Raw genomic sequence first — 16,676 nt, 5'->3', positions numbered from 1 at the left:
CCGCCGGGGCGGCACGGAGTCGCGTCAGATGCCGCAGCTCGGCGCGGACCAGTACCGGCTCGACCGGTGGTCGACGTGGGTGTGGTCGTTGTGCCCGGGGTAGCCCGGGCCGAGGATGCCGTTGAAGCCGTGGTTGCGGGCGGCCTTGGCCAGGGTGCACAGGGAGTGCGGGGAGACACCCAGGTCGGCCGCGTCACCGTAGAGATGACGGCTGTTCGAGGCGCCGCCGACGGCGTTGTTGCAGGCGGTGGAGCGGAAGCCGCTGGTCACCCGGATCGGCTGGTCGCCGAGCGCGTGCCGCAGCGCTTCCAGCTTCCACATGGTGCGCAGCGCGTTGGACTTGGCGGTGGCCGCGCTCACCGCCCCGCCGGCCCAGGTGCTGTTGCACTGGTTGAGCTCGCTGTAGGAGAAGTGGAGCGGTGTGCAGTCGTCGTCCTGCAGCGCGTACAGCTTGCTGAAGGTCGCGGGGCCGGCGAGGCCGTCCGCGGCCAGCCCGTACGCGGCCTGGAAGCGCTTGACCGCCGCCTCGGTGGCCGGTCCGTACGAGCCGTCGATGGCCAGGACTCCGCCGGTGCCGGGGTAGCCGGCGACGCGGATCTGCAGCTGGGTGACGTCCGCGCCCGTGGCACCCCGGGACAGCGGGCGGGACCAGGTGTAACAGCCGTCGGCGTGCGCGGTCCCGGCCGTGACGAGCGACCCGGCCGTGAGGCCAGCCATGAGCATGACAAACGCGACCAGGAGTCGCGCGACACGTCTGATCACAAGTGCCTCCAACGAGTGGGGGATTCGGTACGCAAGAGACTGACGGCACGGTCGACGCGCGTCAACCACCGCCAACCGTCCGGAAGTCGAACGGAAAGCGGCGGAATCGCCGGAACGACTCCGCCGCCTCGGGAAACGCGGGTGCGGCCGACCGGGCGGGCTGCCGGAAAAATCCGGGGCACCACCGCGGACCACCGCGCCCGGTGGCCGTACCGCCGCCGTCACCGGCCTCCGGCCGGTCATGGACGGCGACGGCCCCGGCCGGGCGGGTCAGTCGTTCGGCACCGTCTCGTAGCGCGGTGTGCCCTCGGCCATCTGCCGCAGGGCGTCCTTGCGGTCCCGCTTCGACAGCCGGTCGATGTAGAGATACCCGTCGAGGTGGTCCGTCTCGTGCTGGAGGCAGCGGGCGAAGTAGCCGGTGCCGCGGACCACGACCGGCTTGCCCTGCGCGTCCTGGCCGCGGCAGACCGCGTAGTCGGGGCGCGCCAGCGGGGCGTAGGCGGTCGGGACGGACAGGCAGCCCTCGTTGGACTCGTCCAGCACCCGGCTCTCTGCGGGCAGTTCCTCGATCACCGGGTTGCAGATGGCGCCGACATGGCGCACACCGTCGTCGTCCGGGCAGTCGTAGACGAACACCCGCAGGTCCACGCCGATCTGATTGGCCGCCAGGCCCACGCCCTCGGCCGCGCGCTGGCTGGCGAACATGTCGTCGATCAACTGCGTGAGCTTGTCGTCGAACTCGGTGACGTCCTGGCACCGGCGGTGCAGCACCGGATTGCCGACCACGGTGATCGGGCGGGCCGTGCCCCGCTCCCGGTGCGCGCGCTCGCGCTCCTCGGCATCGGCCGTGTCGTCGAGGAACTCCAGGTCCTCCCCGGACTCCGCGGGCTCCGGAGTCTCCGCGGCCGGAGTCCCCTCCGCCGCCTGCCGTGCGCTGTCCTGCTGGGCCATGTCCGCCGTACGCCTTCCCTGAAGAACCCTCGTGGTGCTGCCCGTACAGGGTACGGGCAGCGGGGAGGACCGTTCAGCGGACCTCGGGGAGATCAGCAGACCTCTTCGAGATCCCGCCAGGCCCGGGTGTCCGGGCTGTCGGCGACCCAGCCGTCGAGCAGGCCGCGCACCAGCCCGGGGGGCGCGGCTATGCCGCACTCCCGCTCCGCGACCCAGTGGTCCCCCGCCGTGCGGTGGCCCAGCGGGCCCGGGTGGCCCGGCACACTGTGGTCGTGCGGGTCCAGGTGCTCCCCGTCGCCCTCGGCGCTCGGCATCCGGCTCTCGGAACAGGTGCGGCACAGCAGCCGCACCGAGGAGGACCAGTCCTCGGCGGCGAACCCGGCGTCCGCGGCCAGTCGCTCCAGGGCGTCACGGTCGGCCTCGGCCGCCGCCTCCAGCAGCACCACCCAGGTCGGCACCGGGGACGGCGCCCACAGCTCGATCTCGTCGAACACCGGGTACGAGGGCCCGGCCGCCGTCAGCCGCTCACCGCGCGGAACACCGTCGTGCAGCACGACCTCGCCCCAGCGGCGCCCGGAGGACGGCAGCGGGATGCTCAGCACCTCGATCCGCGCCGGGTCCAGCCGGCGGCCCCACACGACCTCGGCCTCGCCCTCCGGCGACAGCCGTACGGCCGCGCTGCCCAGCTCCATGCCCACCGGCTCGCCGGCCGGGGCGTCCGCGCCCTGGTCGCCGCGGACCCTGAGCCCGTACGCCTGCCAGGCGCGCCGGGCCAGCGGCCAGTCCTGCAGGGCGGTGGCGGCGATGCCGACGTTCCACCAGTCCGGGGCGCCGGCGTCCCGGTCCAGCAGGGCCACCGCGCGCAGGCCGGCCGTGCGCGCCTGCTCCCAGTCGTGCCGGAACTTGTGCAGCAGGGCCAGGTTGAACCAGGACTCCGAGAGCCAGGGCTCCATGTCGGCGGCGCGCGTCAGCAGCGCCCCCGCGTCCTCGTACCGGCCGTCGCCGATCAGCGTGAAAGCGCGGTCGGTCGCCTGCCGCCACGAGGCGGAGGGCCGGTTCCGTACCTTGCCGAAGATCTTCACGATTCCCGCCTGCCGGTTCGCTCCGTGTCCTTCTGCCGTGCTCCAGCCGGCCCGGGGCCGGATGCGGTGCGCGAGGCACCGGGGACGCGTCTTCCTTCCCGAGGCCAACCTGCCACACTTCGGCCGTCGCCTCAGCCCGGATACCGGCGCCCACCACAGCTCTTTGCCGCGTGGACGCCCCCCGAATCCCTCTGGGCCGCATCCAACCATGTCCGCCGGGGTGCCCGCGCCAGGGGCCCGCTCCGTCCGCACCCGCCCGCGTCCCCTCCGGTCCCGGCCGTCCCCGGCGGCCCGGGGGCCGTCAGGAGCCCGGGCCGCCGCGGGAGAGCACTCTGGCGAGCGCGTCGACGACGCGGGGCTCGTACTCCTCCCCGCCGTACCGCCGGAGCCGGTCCAGGGCCTCGGCACCGGCCGGGCGCCCCGCGACGCCGTCCGTGCCGTCGGTGAGCTCGTCGAAGGCGTCGACGGCCCGGATGATGCGGGTGGGCAGCGGCTGCTCCGGGCACGGGTCCGCCTGCCGCTCGACGACCACCGCGACCTCGGGCGGCACCCCGGTCTGCCGCACCACCGCGCCTCCGAGCCGGGCGATCCGGCGGCGGTCCTCGGCCGGGAGCTCCCCGTCCCCGCCGGGCGCGGGGTCCGGGAGGGAGAGCCGCCCGACGTCGTGCAGCAGCGCCGCGTACTCGACGACGTCCAGCTCGGGCCGCGAGAGCCCCAGTTCGCGCCCGACGTCCCGGCTGAGCGCGGCGACCCGGCGGGCGTGGCCCACGGGGACGCAGCCGGCGATCTCCGTGGCGCGGGCCAGGGAGGCGATGGTCTGCCGGCAGGTGGCCCGGACGTCCTCGTAGCGGCGGAAGGCGTACAGGGCCGGCAGCAGCGGCAGGCAGAAGACGGGCAGCGCCCACAGGCCGGCGACATCCACGGCGAGGGCCAGCAGAGCCCCGGTGACGCAGACCGCCGGACCGGCTCCGGGCAGCGCCCGCGGTTCGTCGCGGACCCGCGTTCCGGACGGGTCCCCGCTCCCGGAGCGGGCGAACACGGTGCGCAGCGCGGCGTCGCACTGCGCGGTGAGGACCGCCGCGAGCAGCAGGAACAGTGCGTGACCGGGGCCGCTGCCCGTCCACGCGAACGGCGCGTCCGCGGGGGACAGCGGCTGGACGCAGCAGGCGGCGAACCCGGCGGTGAGCACCCGCCGGGCCAGCCGGTCCCGGGCAGCGGAGCGGGCGGACCGCGCTCCGGTGGCCGTTCCGGCCGGCCCGGCCAGAGCGGCCACGCCGACGACGGCGACGGTCTGGAGGACTCCGGGGGCGTCCGGCCCTCCGGCGCCGCCCGGGCCCCCGGCCGCCGGGCCCAGGAACGCGTACCCCACGGCGCCGGCGGCGGCCAGCGGGGCGGCCCCGCGCCGGTCCGGCCCGCAGCGGACGAGCTCCCCGGCGGCGATCAGCGCGCCGAAGGCGAGCGCGGTGCCCGGCCCCGTGACCCCCTGGGCGAGTGTCCGGGCGAGCGCCCCGGCCGCCAGCAGCGCGGCCACCGCCAGCAGGAGAACGGCCCCGGCGTCCGGGCGCACCGCCCGGGGCCGCGCGGCCGCTCCGCCGGGACTCACCGGGCCACCCGTCCGTGCGGGCCGCGGCCGGACGGCCGCCGCTCCCCCGGGCCGCCCGGCCCGGAGGCGTCCGTGCGGCCGGCGGCACCGGCCTCGCGCGGCGCGGGCGGGTTCCCGCCGGGTTCGGACCCCGCCTCCGCGGGTGCCGCGGCCGCCGGGTGCCAGCCGTGCCGGTCCAGCGCGCGGCAGAGCGCCCGCACCATGCGCGGGTCGAACTGGGATCCGGCGCAGCGCCGGAGCTCCGCCACGGCCTCGGTGACCGGCCGCGCCCGCCGGTAGGAGCGGGTCGAGGTCATGGCGTCGAAGGCGTCGGCGACCGCCACGACCCGCGCCGATTCGGGGATCCCGTCACCGCTCAGCCCGTACGGGTAGCCGCGTCCGTCCAGCCGCTCGTGGTGGTGGAGGATGGCGGCGCGCGCCTCCTCCAGGAAGGCGATGCCGCGCACCATCTCGTGCCCGTACTCGGGGTGGAGTTCGATGAGGCGGCGTTCCTCGGGCGTCAGCGGCCCGTCCTTGCGCAGCAGCCGGGTGGGGACGCCGATCTTGCCGATGTCGTGCAGCACGCCGGCGAAGCGGAGGGCCTCCAGCCGGTGGCCGGCCATGCCGAGTTCCCGCGCGATCAGGACGGAGGCGCGGCCCACCCGCTCGCTGTGACCGCGGGTGTAGTGGTCCTTGATGCCGACGGCCTGGACGAGGGCGCGGATGGCGGCCCGGTGGGCGGTGTGCTCACGGTGGTACTGGGCGAACACCCAGCCGGAGACGCACAGGGGCAGCAGCGCGGACACCGCCGTGACCGGGCCGTACGGGCTGCGCCACAGGGCCGCCGCGAGCAGCCCGGCCAGGCCGTGCAGCAGCTGCGGCGGCAGGGCGCGCGGCAGGCCGCGCCGGGCGTCCCGCGCGGTCAGCCCCTCGGCCGTGACGAGGATGCCCCAGTCCAGCAGGGCGAGCAGCAGCCAGTAGGCGCCGGCGGCGGCGGCCGCGGGGAGCAGCGCTTCGGGAAAGTCGCCCGGGCCGAGGGCCCGGCCGGCGGCGTCCCCGGCGGTCCGCGCGTGGACGTGGGCCGCGGCGCAGGTGGCGAGGGAGAGCCGGACGGCGTGCCAGAGGCGGCGGAGCCACACCGGCCGCGGGGCGGGGCCGGTGAGCGCGCCGGGCACGGCGACAAGGGCGGCGGCGGCGGGCGGCAGCAGAAACGCTCCGGCGAGCAGGACCGGCGCGAGGCTTCCCGCGGCGGACGCGGGGGCCGCCCCCGCGCCGCCCGGGGCGGCCGTGCCGTCCGCGTCCCCGGGGAACCGCGGGAAGCCGGGAAGGGGGAGCCGGGCGAGCCGACCGCAGAGGGCGTACAGGGCGGAGAGCAGGGCGACGGTTCCCCAGGGGGTGCGGGCGCCGGGGAGCAGCGCGGGGGCGGCGGACACGGCCGCGGCGAGCGTGGCGCAGAACAGGTAAGCGCGCGCCCCCCGTGGCACCACTCGCATGGAGCGTCCTCCCGCCGGTCCCGCGCCCACGGCTCCGCAGACGCGTCAGACCGGTGAGGATAGGACGGTGGGGCGCCGGGGGCGGGGGGTTCGGCGGATCGAAGGGGTCCGGGAGGCCCCGATTCGTCCCTTCGGGTGAATCGGGGGCCGTCAGGCCGAATCGGCGCGGGCGGTGGCCGTGGAGGAATCCGTCTCCCGGGAGGGGGCGGCCGTGCCGCACGCTCCCGGGTCGCGCTCGGCGGGGCGCCGTTCCATCACGGGCTTGTCCGGGACGGCCTCGCCGGAGCGGACCAGCTCGATCCGGCCCATGACCTTCGAGCGGAGGTCGGCGGGCACGTCGTCATGGCCGCAACAGCGTTTGACGAGCTTCTTCACGGCCTGCTCCAGACCGTACTTCTCCAGGCACGGCGAACACTCGTCGATGTGCGTCTCGAACTTGGCGCGGTCCCCGGCCGGCATTTCCTGATCGAGGAACTCGTACAGATGGTCGAGAATCTCCGAGCAGTCGATCTCGTGCGGGTTGCCGCAGCTCATGAGCCCGAGCCTTTCGAATCGTGCGACTCGCCCGGCGCAGCACCTGCACCGGCGGGGACGAGCCCGCGCTCACGGGCGTAGTCCTCCAGCAGGCCGCGCAGTTGGCGGCGGCCGCGGTGGAGCCGCGACATCACGGTTCCTATGGGTGTCCCCATGATGTCCGCGATCTCCTTGTACGCAAACCCCTCGACATCCGCGAGATAGACCGCGATGCGGAACTCCTCGGGGATGGCCTGGAGGGCGGACTTCACGTCCGAGTCGGGCAGCCGGTCCAGCGCCTGCGACTCGGCCGAGCGCAGACCCGTCGACATGTGCGACTCGGCGCGGGCGAGCTGCCAGTCCTCGATCTCCTCGGCGGCGCTGCGCTGGGGTTCGCGCTGCTTCTTCCGGTACGAGTTGATGAAGGTGTTGGTGAGGATGCGGTACAGCCACGCCTTGAGATTGGTGCCCTCACGGAACTGGTGGAAGGAGCCGTACGCCTTCGCGTAGGTCTCCTGCACGAGGTCCTCGGCGTCCGCCGGGTTGCGGGTCATGCGCAGCGCGGCGGAGTACATCTGGTCGAGGAACTGAAGGGCGTCCCGTTCGAAGCGGGCGTTGCGCTCCTCTGCCGTTTCGGCCGTACGACTGTCCTCGGCGTGACCGTCTTCGGCCCCTGCGTCGGTCCCGGTGACCGGACCCACCTCCTCCAGCGACGTGGCGGGTCCGGGTGCGGACCCACTCGGATCGGAGGATAGACGACGATGCCCTCCCGCCGCGGCTCCGGCGGGTGCGGGCAGCGTGACGCGCGACCACGTGGCGGTGCCGGTCTGCGGACGCGCGGGGCACTGCGTCGAACCCATGGAGAGGACTCCCTCGCTGAGGCGGTGACCGGCGGGCGGCCGGTCCGTGCGGACCTCCTGCACAACACGGGTCCCCGGCACCGCATTCCCGCGAGCCGCTTCTCCCGCGAGCCGTCCCTCCCCCGCGGCACGGCCGTCCTCCGCGTCCGGGGCCGGTCGCCGCTACGGAGCGGCCGCCGGTCCGTAGCGCGGCTCGTCGGGCAGCCGGCCGAGCCAGCCGGCGACGGCCTCCGTGAGGAGGTCCATAGCCCGTTCCTGGGGGACTGAGGCCTTCTTCGGCACGGCGAAGCCGTGGTCGCCGCCGGGCACCTCGGCGATCTCGGTCCCGGGCGGGAACTCCTCCGGGCGGCCGAAGGGGTCGCGGGCACCCTGGACGACCAGCACGGGCACCCCGGCCCCGGCCAGCTCCTCCGCGCGGGACTTCTCCGGCCGGCCGGGCGGGTGCAGCGGGAAGGACAGCGCCAGCACGGCGTGCGCTCCCAGCGCCCGCGCCGTGCGGCAGGCGACGCGCGCCCCCGCACTGCGTCCGCCCGCGACCACGGGCGGGCCGGCCGCGGCCAGGGCGGGCCAGAGCGCGGTCCAGGCGGCGTCAAGTGTCCTCGGGGCGGGGGCGACCTTCCTGCCCGCCACCCGCCAGGGCTGCTCGACCAGGGCCACCGTGATCCCGCGGGCAGGCAGCGCGGCGGCCAGGGCCCGCAGATCGCGCGCCTCGATGCCGCCGCCGGCGCCGTGGCCCAGGGCGAGGACCAGCCGGGGACGGAGGGCGGGGTGCCAGGTGACGCGGGCGTCTCCGGCGGGGGTGGGGACCGTCTCGGTTCCGCCGGGGGCGGGGGCGGGGCCGGTGGTGCCGCCGGTGCCGGACCGCCGGCCGCCGGACGACGGGGCCGCGACCGGGGTGCCCCCCGGGCTGTCCGACGGGAGATCTGCCGGGATGTCTGCCATGGCGCCATCCTCCCCGGTCCGGCCCCGCCGCCCCGTCAGAAGAGGGTCTCCTCCTCGGGCGCGTCGAGTTCCTTCAGCAGTTCCGGGCCGTTGTTGCGGACATTGCTGACGTCCGTCGGGACCGGGTAGGCCCGGACGGTGCCGGGCGGGGGCGGGGCGAGCAGCTCCCGCAGCCGGTCCGGATCGGTGGTGCGCGGGTCCAGCCAGGCGTCCCAGCGGTCGGCCGGCAGCGCGAGCGGCATCCGGGGATGGATGTCGGCCAGCGCCCGGGGGCCGGCTCCGGCGCGGGCCCCCGGGAGCGGTGTCGTCTCGGCCTCCGTGGTCAGCACCGTGCACGTCACCCACCACGCCTGCGGATGGTCGTCGGGCAGCGTGCGGTCGCGCCAGAACTCGTACAGGCCGGCCATCGCCATGACGGAGCCGTCCACCGGGGTCACGAAGTACGGCTGCTTGCGGGGCCGCTTCTTGCGGCCCTTCTCCTCCAGCTCCCGCTCGGCGGCCGCGGTCATCCACTCGTAGTAGCCGTCGGCCGGGACCAGGCAGCGGCGGGAGGTGAAGGCGCGGCGGTAGGCGGGCTTCTCGTGGACCGTCTCCGCCCGGGCGTTGATCATCCGCGCCGCGCCCTCCGGGGTCTTCGCCCAGGACGGGACGAGCCCCCAGCGCAGCGTCCGCAGCTGCCGGACGGGATCGGGGACCTCCGCCTCCTTGTCCGGCCGCTCCAGGACCGCGTAGACGGTCTTGGTCGGGGCGATGTTGTAATCGGGCGCCAGGGTCTCCGCCGTGTCCCACTTGGCCACCCCGAAGGTGTCCACGAGTTCCGCCGGATTCCGGCTCGCTGCGTATCGGCCGCACATGGATGCCAGACTGCCACGACGCCCCGACATCACCGCAAGCACACCGAGGGACCGCTGCCCGATGGACATAACCAGCCCCGGCGATCTGTGGGATCGCGTCACCGGCTCCCAGCCCGACCCGGCCTCCTGGCTGGTGCTCGCGACGGCGGCCGTCGCGCTGGCGGCCGTGCTGTGGCGGCCGGTCTGGCAGGTCGCGCGGAACGCCGTGACCATCGCCCACGAGGGCGGCCACGGGCTGGTCGCGCTGCTCACGGGCCGCCGGCTGGACGGCATCCGGCTGCACTCGGACACCTCCGGGCTGACGGTCTCCCGGGGAAAGCCCACCGGGCTCGGCATGATCCTCACCGCCGCCGCCGGCTACACCGCGCCCTCCCTGCTGGGCCTCGGCGGTGCCTGGCTGCTGGCGGCGGGGCACATCACCGCCCTGCTCTGGAGCGCGACGGGGCTGCTCGCCGTGATGCTGGTGATGATCCGCAACGCCTACGGAGTGCTCACCGTCCTCCTCACCGGTGCCCTCTTCTTCTGCGTCTCCTGGCTGACCGGACCGGACGTCCAGGCGGTGTTCGCCTACGGCGTCGTGTGGTTCCTGCTGCTGGGCGGGGTACGGCCGGTCTTCGAACTCCAGGCCAAGCGGCGCCGCTCCGGCCGGCGGGGGCTGCCGTTCGGCTCCGGCGACAGGGCGGCGGGCGGGGCGCCGGACTCCGACGCGGACCAGCTCGCGCGGCTGACGCACGCGCCGGCGGCGGTGTGGCTGTTCCTCTTCCACACCGTCACCTTCTGCTCGCTGACCGGCGGCGGGCGCTGGCTGCTGGGGCTGTGACGGGCCGCGCGACCCGGCGCGGACGCGGACGGGGCTCCGGCGCGGGGAGCGCCACGGAACAGCGGGGAACGGGCGCGGAACCGTGCGGAACGGCCGGGAACCGGCTGGACAGACAGCGATCCCGCTGACACCTTTCGAGCGCGTTGCGGCGGTTTTGTTGAAGTTTCCGGCAAGCCGCGAGCCATTAAGGTGAGGCTTATGACCGGTACCCCCGAGCACACCGCCCTCTGGCCCGCCCCGATCGCGTCCGGCCCCGTCGACGCGACCGTCACCGTGCCGGGCTCGAAGTCGGTCACGAACCGCGGCCTGGTGCTGGCCGCCCTTGCCTCCGAGCCCGGCTGGCTGCGCCGCCCGCTGCGCTCCCGCGACACCCTCCTCATGGCCGAGGCCTTGCGGGCCATGGGCACCGGCATCGAGGAGACCGTCTCCTCCAGCTCCGGTGACGACACCGGCGGCGAGGCCTGGCGGATCATCCCCGCCGGCCTGCACGGCCCGGCCACCGTGGACGTCGGCAACGCCGGCACGGTGATGCGCTTCCTGCCGCCGGTGGCCGCCCTGGCCGACGGCCCGATCCGCTTCGACGGCGACCCCCGGTCGCACGAGCGCCCGCTGCACGGCGTCATCGACGGCCTGCGCGCCCTCGGCGCCCGCATCGACGACGAGGGCCGCGGCTCGCTGCCGATGACGGTGCACGGAAGCGGCGCCCTGGACGGCGGCAGGGTCGAGATCGACGCCTCCTCGTCCTCCCAGTTCGTCAGCGCGCTGCTGCTCTCGGCGCCGCGCTTCAACCAGGGGGTCGAACTGCGGCACGTGGGCCGCGCCCTGCCCTCCATGCCGCACATCCGGATGACCGTCGACATGCTGCGCGCCGCCGGTGCCGCCGTGGACACCCCGGAGGCGGGCGGCGAGCCCGGCGTCTGGCGGGTCGCGCACAGCGCGCTGCTCGGCCGCGACCTCGTCGTCGAACCGGATCTGTCGAACGCCCAGCCGTTCCTGGCCGCGGCGCTCGTCACCGGCGGCCGGGTCACCATCCCCGACTGGCCGGAGCACACCACTCAGCCGGGTGACGCGCTGCGTGAGATCTTCACCGAGATGGGCGGCTCCTGCGAACTCACCGCGGAAGGCCTGACGTTCACCGGCACCGGCCGCGTCCACGGCATCGACGTGGACCTCGGCGACGTCGGCGAGCTGACGCCCGGCATCGCCGCCGTCGCGGCCCTAGCCGACTCCGAGTCCGTCCTGCGCGGCGTGGCCCATCTGCGGCTGCACGAGACCGACCGGCTCGCGGCGCTCACCAAGGAGATCAACGAGCTGGGCGGCGACGTCAGCGAGACCGAGGACGGGCTGCGCATCCGGCCCCGCCCGCTGCACGGCGGGATCTTCCACACCTACGACGACCACCGCCTGGCGACCGCCGCGGCCGTCATCGGCCTGCGGGTCCAGGGCGTCGAGATCGAGAACGTGGCGACCACCGCCAAGACGCTGCCGGACTTCCCGGGGCTGTGGACGGAGATGCTGAGCCCCGCCCGGGCGGCGGCCCCCACCCGGAAGGGCTGAGGTACCTCCCGCGATGCGCCGCTACGGCAAGCACCCCGACGAGGACGACGTCCGGATCCGGCCGGGCAAGGGCAGCCGGCCGCGCACCAGCATCCGTCCCAAGCACGAGGACGCCGCCGAGGGCATGGTGCTGACCGTCGACCGCGGCCGGATCACCTGCCTCGTGGACGGCCGCAGCGTCACCGCGATGAAGGCCCGCGAACTGGGCCGCAAGAGCGTCGTGGTGGGCGACCGGGTCGGTATCGTCGGCGACCTGTCCGGGGCCAAGGACACCCTGGCGCGGATCGTGCGGGTGGAGAAGCGCTCCTCGGTGCTGCGGCGCACGGCCGACGACGACGATCCGTACGAACGCGTGATCGTCGCCAACGCCGACCAGTTGGCCATCGTCACCGCCCTCGCCGACCCCGAACCGCGGCCGCGGCTGATCGACCGCTGCCTCGTCGCCGCGTTCGACGCCGGGCTGGACCCGCTGCTCGTTCTCACCAAGGCGGATCTGGCGCCCGCGGCTCCGCTGTTGGAGACCTACGAGCCGCTGGGCGTGCCGTACGTGGTGACCAGCCGTGAGGAGCTGGCCGAGGGTGCCGCCGCCGACCGGGTGCGGGAACGGCTGGCCGGGCGCATCACCGTCTTCGTGGGGCACTCCGGCGTTGGCAAGACGACGCTGGTCAACGCCCTGGTGCCGGACCGGGCACGGGCCACCGGAGTGGTCAACGCGGTCACCGGCCGCGGCCGGCACACCACCACCTCGGCGCTGGCCCTGCCGCTGCCGGACACTCCCGGTGCGCCCCCGGAGCGGCGCGGCGGCTGGGTGATCGACACCCCGGGTGTGCGCTCCTTCGGGCTCCACCACGTGAACCCCTCCCAGTTCGTCCTGGCCTTCCCCGACCTCGTGCCGGGCACGGAGGGCTGCCCTCGGGCCTGCAGCCACGACGAACCGGACTGCGCGCTGGACCAGTGGGTCGCCGACGGCCACGCCGATCCGCAGCGGCTGTACTCCCTGCGGCGACTGCTCTCGACGCGGGAACGGCGCGAGGAGGACTGAGCACCGCGGCTCCGCCCGGGTTCGCCCGGGCCGGGCGGTCGGGCAGGACCCGGCGCTCCCCGCACCTCGGTGCTCCCGCCACCCCGCGGGCCGGACCGGCAGCGGGGCGGCGTGACCGCCGGAGGAAAAGTCCCCCTCCGGATGCCCCGGGGTACGGGACCCCACCGCCGCACGGCGGCCCCGAGACCACCCGGTTCACCGCGGACCGCGCACACCGCGCGGGCACCCACCGGACCGCGGAGGAGGGTTCGGGCCGCGGACGGCACCGCCCCGGAAACCGCCCCGAGTCACCGGACGGCACCACCCCCGGAAACCGCCCCGAGTCACCGGGCGGGACAGCGGCCTGAGAAGACGGGCCTCAGAGACCGCCGCCCCCGCGCAGGGCCCGGCGGATGAGCGGGCCGGTCTCCCGCTCGCCGGCCGGGGCCACCACGCAGGACAGGGCCAGCCGCACGGCGATCTCGCAGACCCCGGCCATCCGCTGAACCTCCTCCGGCGGCCGGCCCGGCGCCAGGGCGGCCGCCGCCAGATCCCGTATCTGCGCCACCAGTTCGGACGGCGAGGGCAGCGGGCCGTCCGCGCGGCGCTGCGCGGGGACGTAACCGCCGGACTGCTGCACCGCTGCCGTGCGGGGCGGCCGCGGCAGCCGCTCCCCCCAGCAGCCGGTGAGGGCCGCCCGGACCAGCGGGTTGTGACGGGCCGTCCGCGCCGTCCAGTCCGCCACCGCCACCAGCCGCTCACCGGGTTCGCCCGGCGGCGGACCGGCCAGCGCGTGCCGCACGCCCGCGAGATAGCGGTCGACCTCGCGCCGCACGAGCGCCCGGGCCAGGCCGTCCTTGCTGCCGAACTCGTTGTACAGGGTCTGCCGGGACACCCGAGCGGCCACCGCCACGTCGACCATCCGCACACCGGGCCAGGGACGCCCGGAGAGTGCCGCGAGCGCGGCGTCCAGCAAGGATTCGCGTGCTGTGGGCATCGTCGCCTCCCGGGCGCGTCCCCGTCCTGGTCTCACACGGCTGCTGTGGGCTCAGAATTGACGCGCTGACAGGGACTGTCAAGAGTGCCCGGCCCGCCCGGGGCGGCATCCCGTCCGGACCGGGCCGTGTGGCCCGCCGCGAGCTGCGTCGATACTGTTCGCACATGCCCGACTATCACGACGATCTCCGCCTCGCCCATGTCCTCGCGGACGCCGCCGACGCCCAGACCATGGACCGGTTCAAGGCCCTCGACCTCAAGGTCGACACCAAGCCGGACATGACGCCCGTGAGCGAGGCGGACAAGGCCGCCGAGGAGCTGATCCGCACCTCGCTGCGGCGCGCCCGGCCCCGGGACACGGTGCTCGGCGAGGAGTACGGCAGCGAGGGGTCCGGTCCCCGGCGCTGGGTCGTCGATCCGATCGACGGCACCAAGAACTACGTCCGCGGGGTGCCGGTCTGGGCCACGCTGATCGCCCTCATGGCGCCGGGCGAGTCCGGCCACCAGCCGGTCGTGGGACTGGTCTCGGCGCCCGCGCTGGGCCGCCGCTGGTGGGCGGCGCAGGGCTCGGGCGCGTACACCGGGCGGAGCCTGTCGTCCGCGACGCGGATGCGGGTCTCGAAGGTCTCGAAGATCTCGGACGCGTCCTTCGCCTACTCCTCGCTGACCGGGTGGGAGGAGCAGGGCCGGCTGAACGGCTTCCTGGATCTGACCCGCGACTGCTGGCGGACCCGCGCCTACGGCGACTTCTGGCCGTACATGATGGTCGCCGAGGGCTCGGTGGACATGTGCGCCGAACCGGAGCTGTCGCTCTGGGACATGGCGGCCAACGCCGTCATCGTGCGGGAGGCCGGCGGGGAGTTCACCAGTCTGGACGGGGTGCGGGGGCCCGGCGGCGGCAACGCCGCGGCGTCCAACGGGCTCCTCCACAGCGAGCTGCTGGGCTATCTGAATCCGCGTTAGGGCCGGACCGCCGCCGGACCGCCCGCCGGACCACCGCCCGCCACCGATGCGCCGGGCGGCTCCGGATCACCGCCGTACGCCCTCTTGCCCGGCCTCCCGAGCGCATGTGAACATGAGAATTCCCCCGCTTGTGCATTTGTGCGCCTCCTTCTCCGGACCGCTCCCGCGAGGGGTCCGGCCGAGGAGCCGCGAAGGAGGTGGCTCCACTCCATGCTCGTCCGTGACGCCATGAGCACCGTGGTCCTCACCATCGGACCCGCCCACACGCTGCGTCAGGCAGCCCGTCTGATGTCGGACCGCCGCGTCGGCGCCGCCATCGTCCACGACCCCGACACCAGTGGCATCGGCATCCTCACCGAACGCGACATCATCGACTCCATCGGCGCCGGCCAGGATCCGGACCACGAGACCGCGCAGGCCCACACGACCACCGATGTCGTCTTCGCCGCCCCCGGCTGGACGCTGGAGGAAGCCGCGGCGGCGATGACGCACGGCGGCTTCCGGCATCTGATCGTGCTCGACGACCAGGAGACGGTGGGGGTGGTCTCGGTCCGGGACATCATCCGCTGCTGGTCGCCGGCCCGCAGGGAACCGGCCGCTCTGGCGGGTTGAGCGGCTGAGCGCCGCCGCCCCGGGGGCGGAGCCGCCCGGACCGCCGGCGAAGACGGCCGACGTCCGGACGGCGGAGGAATCCGCGCCCGGAACGGCGGAGAGAGCCGGCCCCCCGGAGGGGACCGGCTCTCTCCGTCCTTGCGGCAGGCGCCGGGTCAGCCGCGCAGGGCCTGGACCGCGGCCTCCAGACGCTTGCCGAAGTCCTCATCCGCCTGGCGGAAGTTGTTGATCGCCCGCTCCAGGATGTCGTCCCGCGTGACACCGCTCATGGCGCCGGCGAGGTTGCCGACCAGGCGCTCCTTCTCGTCCTCGCTCATGAGCCGGTAGAGGTTGCCCGCCTGCACGAAGTCGTCGTCCTCCGCGTGCCGGGGGGTGGCCGTCTCGCCCGTGTCGCCGCTGACCGGGACCGGCTGCCACAGCGGGCGGTTGGTCTGCGCCGGCCCGCCGAAGCTGTTCGGCTCGTAGTTCTTGGCGCCGTTGTGCCGGCCGTCGTAGAGGAAGCCGTCCCGGCCGTGGCTGCGGGCCTCGGTGGCGTGCGGACGGTTCACCGGCAGCTGGTCGGCGTTGATGCCGACGCGGTAGCGGTGGGCGTCGCCGTAGCCGAAGAGCCGGCCCTGCAGCATCTTGTCCGGGGACGGGCCGATGCCGGGCACGAAGTGCGCCGGGGAGAAGACCGACTGCTCGACCTCGGCGAAGATGTTCTGCGGGTTGCGGTTGAGCTCCAGCTTGCCGATCTCGATGACCGGGTAGTCCGCGTGCGGCCACACCTTGGTCAGGTCGAACGGGTTGAAGCGGTAGGTCGCCGCCTCGGCCGCCGGCATGATCTGGACGCCGACCGTCCAGCTCGGGTGGTCGCCGCGCTCGATGGACTCGCGCAGGTCGCGCTGGTGGCTGTCCGGGTCCTCACCCGCGAGCTTGTTCGCCTCTTCCTGGGTCAGGCACTTGATGCCCTGGTCCGTCTTGAAGTGGTACTTGACCCAGAAGACCTCGCCGGCCTCGTTGTTCCACTGGAAGGTGTGCGAACCGAAGCCGTCCATGTGACGGTACGAGGCGGGGATGCCGCGGTCGCCGAACAGCCAGGTGACCTGGTGCGTCGACTCCGGGGAGAGGCCCCAGAAGTCGAAGACGTTGTCCGCCTCCTGCGAACCGGTGTACGGGTCGCGCTTCTGGGTGTGGATGAAGTCGGGGAACTTGATGGCGTCCCGGATGAAGAAGACCGGGGTGTTGTTGCCGACCAGGTCGTAGTTGCCGTCCTCGGTGTAGAACTTCAGCGCGAAGCCGCGCGGGTCCCGCACCGCGTCGGCGGCACCGAGGTTGCCGGCGACCGTGGAGAAGCGGAGGAAGACCTCGGTCTCCTTGCCCACCTGGGAGAGGAACTTCGCCCTGGTGTACTTCGTCACGTCCGCGGTCACCGTGAAGGTGCCGTAGGCGCCCGCGCCCCGGGCGTGCACGACCCGCTCCGGGATCCGCTCACGGTTGAAGTGCGCGAGCTTCTCCAGCAGCAGCTGGTCCTGCACCAGTACGGGACCGCCGACTCCGGCCGTCTCACTGTTCTGGTTGTCCGCGACCGGAGCCCCGGACTCTGTCGTCAGCGGCCCTGTCGTCTCGCCCTGCACCGTCACTTACGCCTCCCGCGTTTTCCGCAGTACCTGCAGTCCTGCTTGGTCT

General features: G+C 74.5%; 16 protein-coding genes. 5 read left to right on the top strand and 11 right to left on the bottom strand.

Annotated elements, in window-relative coordinates; all coding sequences use genetic code 11:
• Positions 1-24: 24 nt before the first annotated feature.
• From IF83_RS0117105 to IF83_RS0117065, 9 genes are all read right to left on the bottom strand, one after another.
• Entirely contained in the window at positions 25-762 is a 738-nt protein-coding gene (locus IF83_RS0117105) for a D-Ala-D-Ala carboxypeptidase family metallohydrolase (RefSeq protein WP_030545064.1), read from the bottom strand.
• A gap of 270 nt (positions 763-1,032) precedes the next feature.
• The gene (gene def / locus IF83_RS0117100) at positions 1,033-1,713 is read right to left on the bottom strand and encodes a peptide deformylase (RefSeq protein ID WP_030545063.1); all 681 of its coding nucleotides are present in this window, start codon (positions 1,711-1,713) and stop codon (positions 1,033-1,035) included.
• Between the two features lie 92 nt (positions 1,714-1,805).
• Positions 1,806-2,795 carry a tetratricopeptide repeat protein gene (locus tag IF83_RS0117095; RefSeq protein WP_030545062.1) on the bottom strand — a complete coding sequence of 330 codons (990 nt, stop codon included), beginning with the start codon at positions 2,793-2,795 and terminating at the stop codon, positions 1,806-1,808.
• A gap of 301 nt (positions 2,796-3,096) precedes the next feature.
• Positions 3,097-4,398, bottom strand: coding sequence for an HD-GYP domain-containing protein (locus IF83_RS0117090; protein WP_347877106.1), 1,302 nt, complete (start codon positions 4,396-4,398; stop codon positions 3,097-3,099).
• Positions 4,395-5,870 carry an HD-GYP domain-containing protein gene (locus IF83_RS0117085; RefSeq protein WP_051722842.1) on the bottom strand — a complete coding sequence of 492 codons (1,476 nt, stop codon included), beginning with the start codon at positions 5,868-5,870 and terminating at the stop codon, positions 4,395-4,397. The genes IF83_RS0117090 and IF83_RS0117085 overlap by 4 nt, the downstream gene beginning before the upstream one ends.
• A gap of 150 nt (positions 5,871-6,020) precedes the next feature.
• Positions 6,021-6,404 (bottom strand): mycothiol system anti-sigma-R factor, encoded by a 384-nt coding sequence (gene rsrA / locus IF83_RS0117080; RefSeq protein WP_030545059.1) that lies wholly within the window; start codon positions 6,402-6,404, stop codon positions 6,021-6,023.
• Positions 6,401-7,084: a sigma-70 family RNA polymerase sigma factor gene (locus tag IF83_RS0117075; RefSeq protein ID WP_030545058.1), complete on the bottom strand. Its 684-nt coding sequence runs from the start codon at positions 7,082-7,084 to the stop codon at positions 6,401-6,403. Before IF83_RS0117075 ends, rsrA begins: the two co-directional genes overlap by 4 nt.
• Before the next feature lie 321 nt (positions 7,085-7,405).
• Positions 7,406-8,185, bottom strand: a complete 780-nt coding sequence (locus IF83_RS0117070; RefSeq protein WP_244177101.1) for an alpha/beta hydrolase family protein — start codon at positions 8,183-8,185, stop codon at positions 7,406-7,408.
• A gap of 35 nt (positions 8,186-8,220) precedes the next feature.
• Positions 8,221-9,039 carry an SOS response-associated peptidase gene (locus tag IF83_RS0117065; protein ID WP_030545056.1) on the bottom strand — a complete coding sequence of 273 codons (819 nt, stop codon included), beginning with the start codon at positions 9,037-9,039 and terminating at the stop codon, positions 8,221-8,223.
• 61 nt (positions 9,040-9,100) lie between these two features.
• On the opposite strand from IF83_RS0117065, the gene IF83_RS0117060 reads away from it, so the two are divergent.
• From IF83_RS0117060 to rsgA, 3 genes are all read left to right on the top strand, one after another.
• A complete protein-coding gene (locus tag IF83_RS0117060) occupies positions 9,101-9,859 on the top strand; it encodes a M50 family metallopeptidase (protein WP_030545055.1) in 759 nt (252 codons plus the stop codon).
• A 198-nt stretch (positions 9,860-10,057) separates the two neighbouring features.
• Positions 10,058-11,416 carry a 3-phosphoshikimate 1-carboxyvinyltransferase gene (gene aroA, locus IF83_RS0117055; protein WP_030545054.1) on the top strand — a complete coding sequence of 453 codons (1,359 nt, stop codon included), beginning with the start codon at positions 10,058-10,060 and terminating at the stop codon, positions 11,414-11,416.
• 13 nt (positions 11,417-11,429) lie between these two features.
• Positions 11,430-12,458 carry a ribosome small subunit-dependent GTPase A gene (rsgA, locus tag IF83_RS0117050; protein WP_030545053.1) on the top strand — a complete coding sequence of 343 codons (1,029 nt, stop codon included), beginning with the start codon at positions 11,430-11,432 and terminating at the stop codon, positions 12,456-12,458.
• A gap of 358 nt (positions 12,459-12,816) precedes the next feature.
• On the opposite strand, the gene IF83_RS0117045 is transcribed toward rsgA, so the two are convergent.
• A complete protein-coding gene (locus tag IF83_RS0117045) occupies positions 12,817-13,434 on the bottom strand; it encodes a TetR/AcrR family transcriptional regulator (protein ID WP_030545052.1) in 618 nt (205 codons plus the stop codon).
• 164 nt (positions 13,435-13,598) lie between these two features.
• On the opposite strand from IF83_RS0117045, the gene hisN reads away from it, so the two are divergent.
• Positions 13,599-14,396 carry a histidinol-phosphatase gene (hisN, locus tag IF83_RS0117040; RefSeq protein ID WP_030545051.1) on the top strand — a complete coding sequence of 266 codons (798 nt, stop codon included), beginning with the start codon at positions 13,599-13,601 and terminating at the stop codon, positions 14,394-14,396.
• Positions 14,397-14,606: 210 nt separating this feature from the next.
• On the top strand, positions 14,607-15,008 hold the full coding sequence (locus tag IF83_RS0117035) for a CBS domain-containing protein (RefSeq protein ID WP_030545050.1): 402 nt from the start codon (positions 14,607-14,609) through the stop codon (positions 15,006-15,008).
• 155 nt (positions 15,009-15,163) lie between these two features.
• Here IF83_RS0117035 and IF83_RS0117030 read toward each other — a convergent pair whose 3' ends face one another.
• On the bottom strand, positions 15,164-16,630 hold the full coding sequence (locus IF83_RS0117030) for a catalase (RefSeq protein WP_030545049.1): 1,467 nt from the start codon (positions 16,628-16,630) through the stop codon (positions 15,164-15,166).
• Between the last annotated feature and the right edge of the window lie 46 nt (positions 16,631-16,676).

The organism is Streptomyces albus subsp. albus (assembly GCF_000719865.1).
GTDB classification, from domain to species: Bacteria; Actinomycetota; Actinomycetes; order Streptomycetales; family Streptomycetaceae; genus Streptomyces; species Streptomyces albus_E.
The sequence above is the reverse complement of the archived record's forward strand: the minus strand, read 5'-3'. Positions and strand labels throughout refer to the sequence as shown.

What these genes read in the sequence shown, in the direction of transcription:
- hisN (WP_030545051.1), top strand. Translation starts at nt 13,599, where the DNA reads ATGCCCGACTATCACGACGATCTCCGCCTCGCCCATGTCCTCGCGGAC.
- IF83_RS0117060 (WP_030545055.1), top strand. Translation starts at nt 9,101, where the DNA reads ATGGACATAACCAGCCCCGGCGATCTGTGGGATCGCGTCACCGGCTCC.
- aroA (WP_030545054.1), top strand. Translation starts at nt 10,058, where the DNA reads ATGACCGGTACCCCCGAGCACACCGCCCTCTGGCCCGCCCCGATCGCG.
- IF83_RS0117045 (WP_030545052.1), bottom strand. Translation starts at nt 13,434, where the DNA reads ATGCCCACAGCACGCGAATCCTTGCTGGACGCCGCGCTCGCGGCACTC.
- IF83_RS0117085 (WP_051722842.1), bottom strand. Translation starts at nt 5,870, where the DNA reads ATGCGAGTGGTGCCACGGGGGGCGCGCGCTTACCTGTTCTGCGCCACG.
- rsrA (WP_030545059.1), bottom strand. Translation starts at nt 6,404, where the DNA reads ATGAGCTGCGGCAACCCGCACGAGATCGACTGCTCGGAGATTCTCGAC.
- rsgA (WP_030545053.1), top strand. Translation starts at nt 11,430, where the DNA reads ATGCGCCGCTACGGCAAGCACCCCGACGAGGACGACGTCCGGATCCGG.
- def (WP_030545063.1), bottom strand. Translation starts at nt 1,713, where the DNA reads ATGGCCCAGCAGGACAGCGCACGGCAGGCGGCGGAGGGGACTCCGGCC.
- IF83_RS0117035 (WP_030545050.1), top strand. Translation starts at nt 14,607, where the DNA reads ATGCTCGTCCGTGACGCCATGAGCACCGTGGTCCTCACCATCGGACCC.
- IF83_RS0117065 (WP_030545056.1), bottom strand. Translation starts at nt 9,039, where the DNA reads ATGTGCGGCCGATACGCAGCGAGCCGGAATCCGGCGGAACTCGTGGAC.
- IF83_RS0117070 (WP_244177101.1), bottom strand. Translation starts at nt 8,185, where the DNA reads ATGGCAGACATCCCGGCAGATCTCCCGTCGGACAGCCCGGGGGGCACC.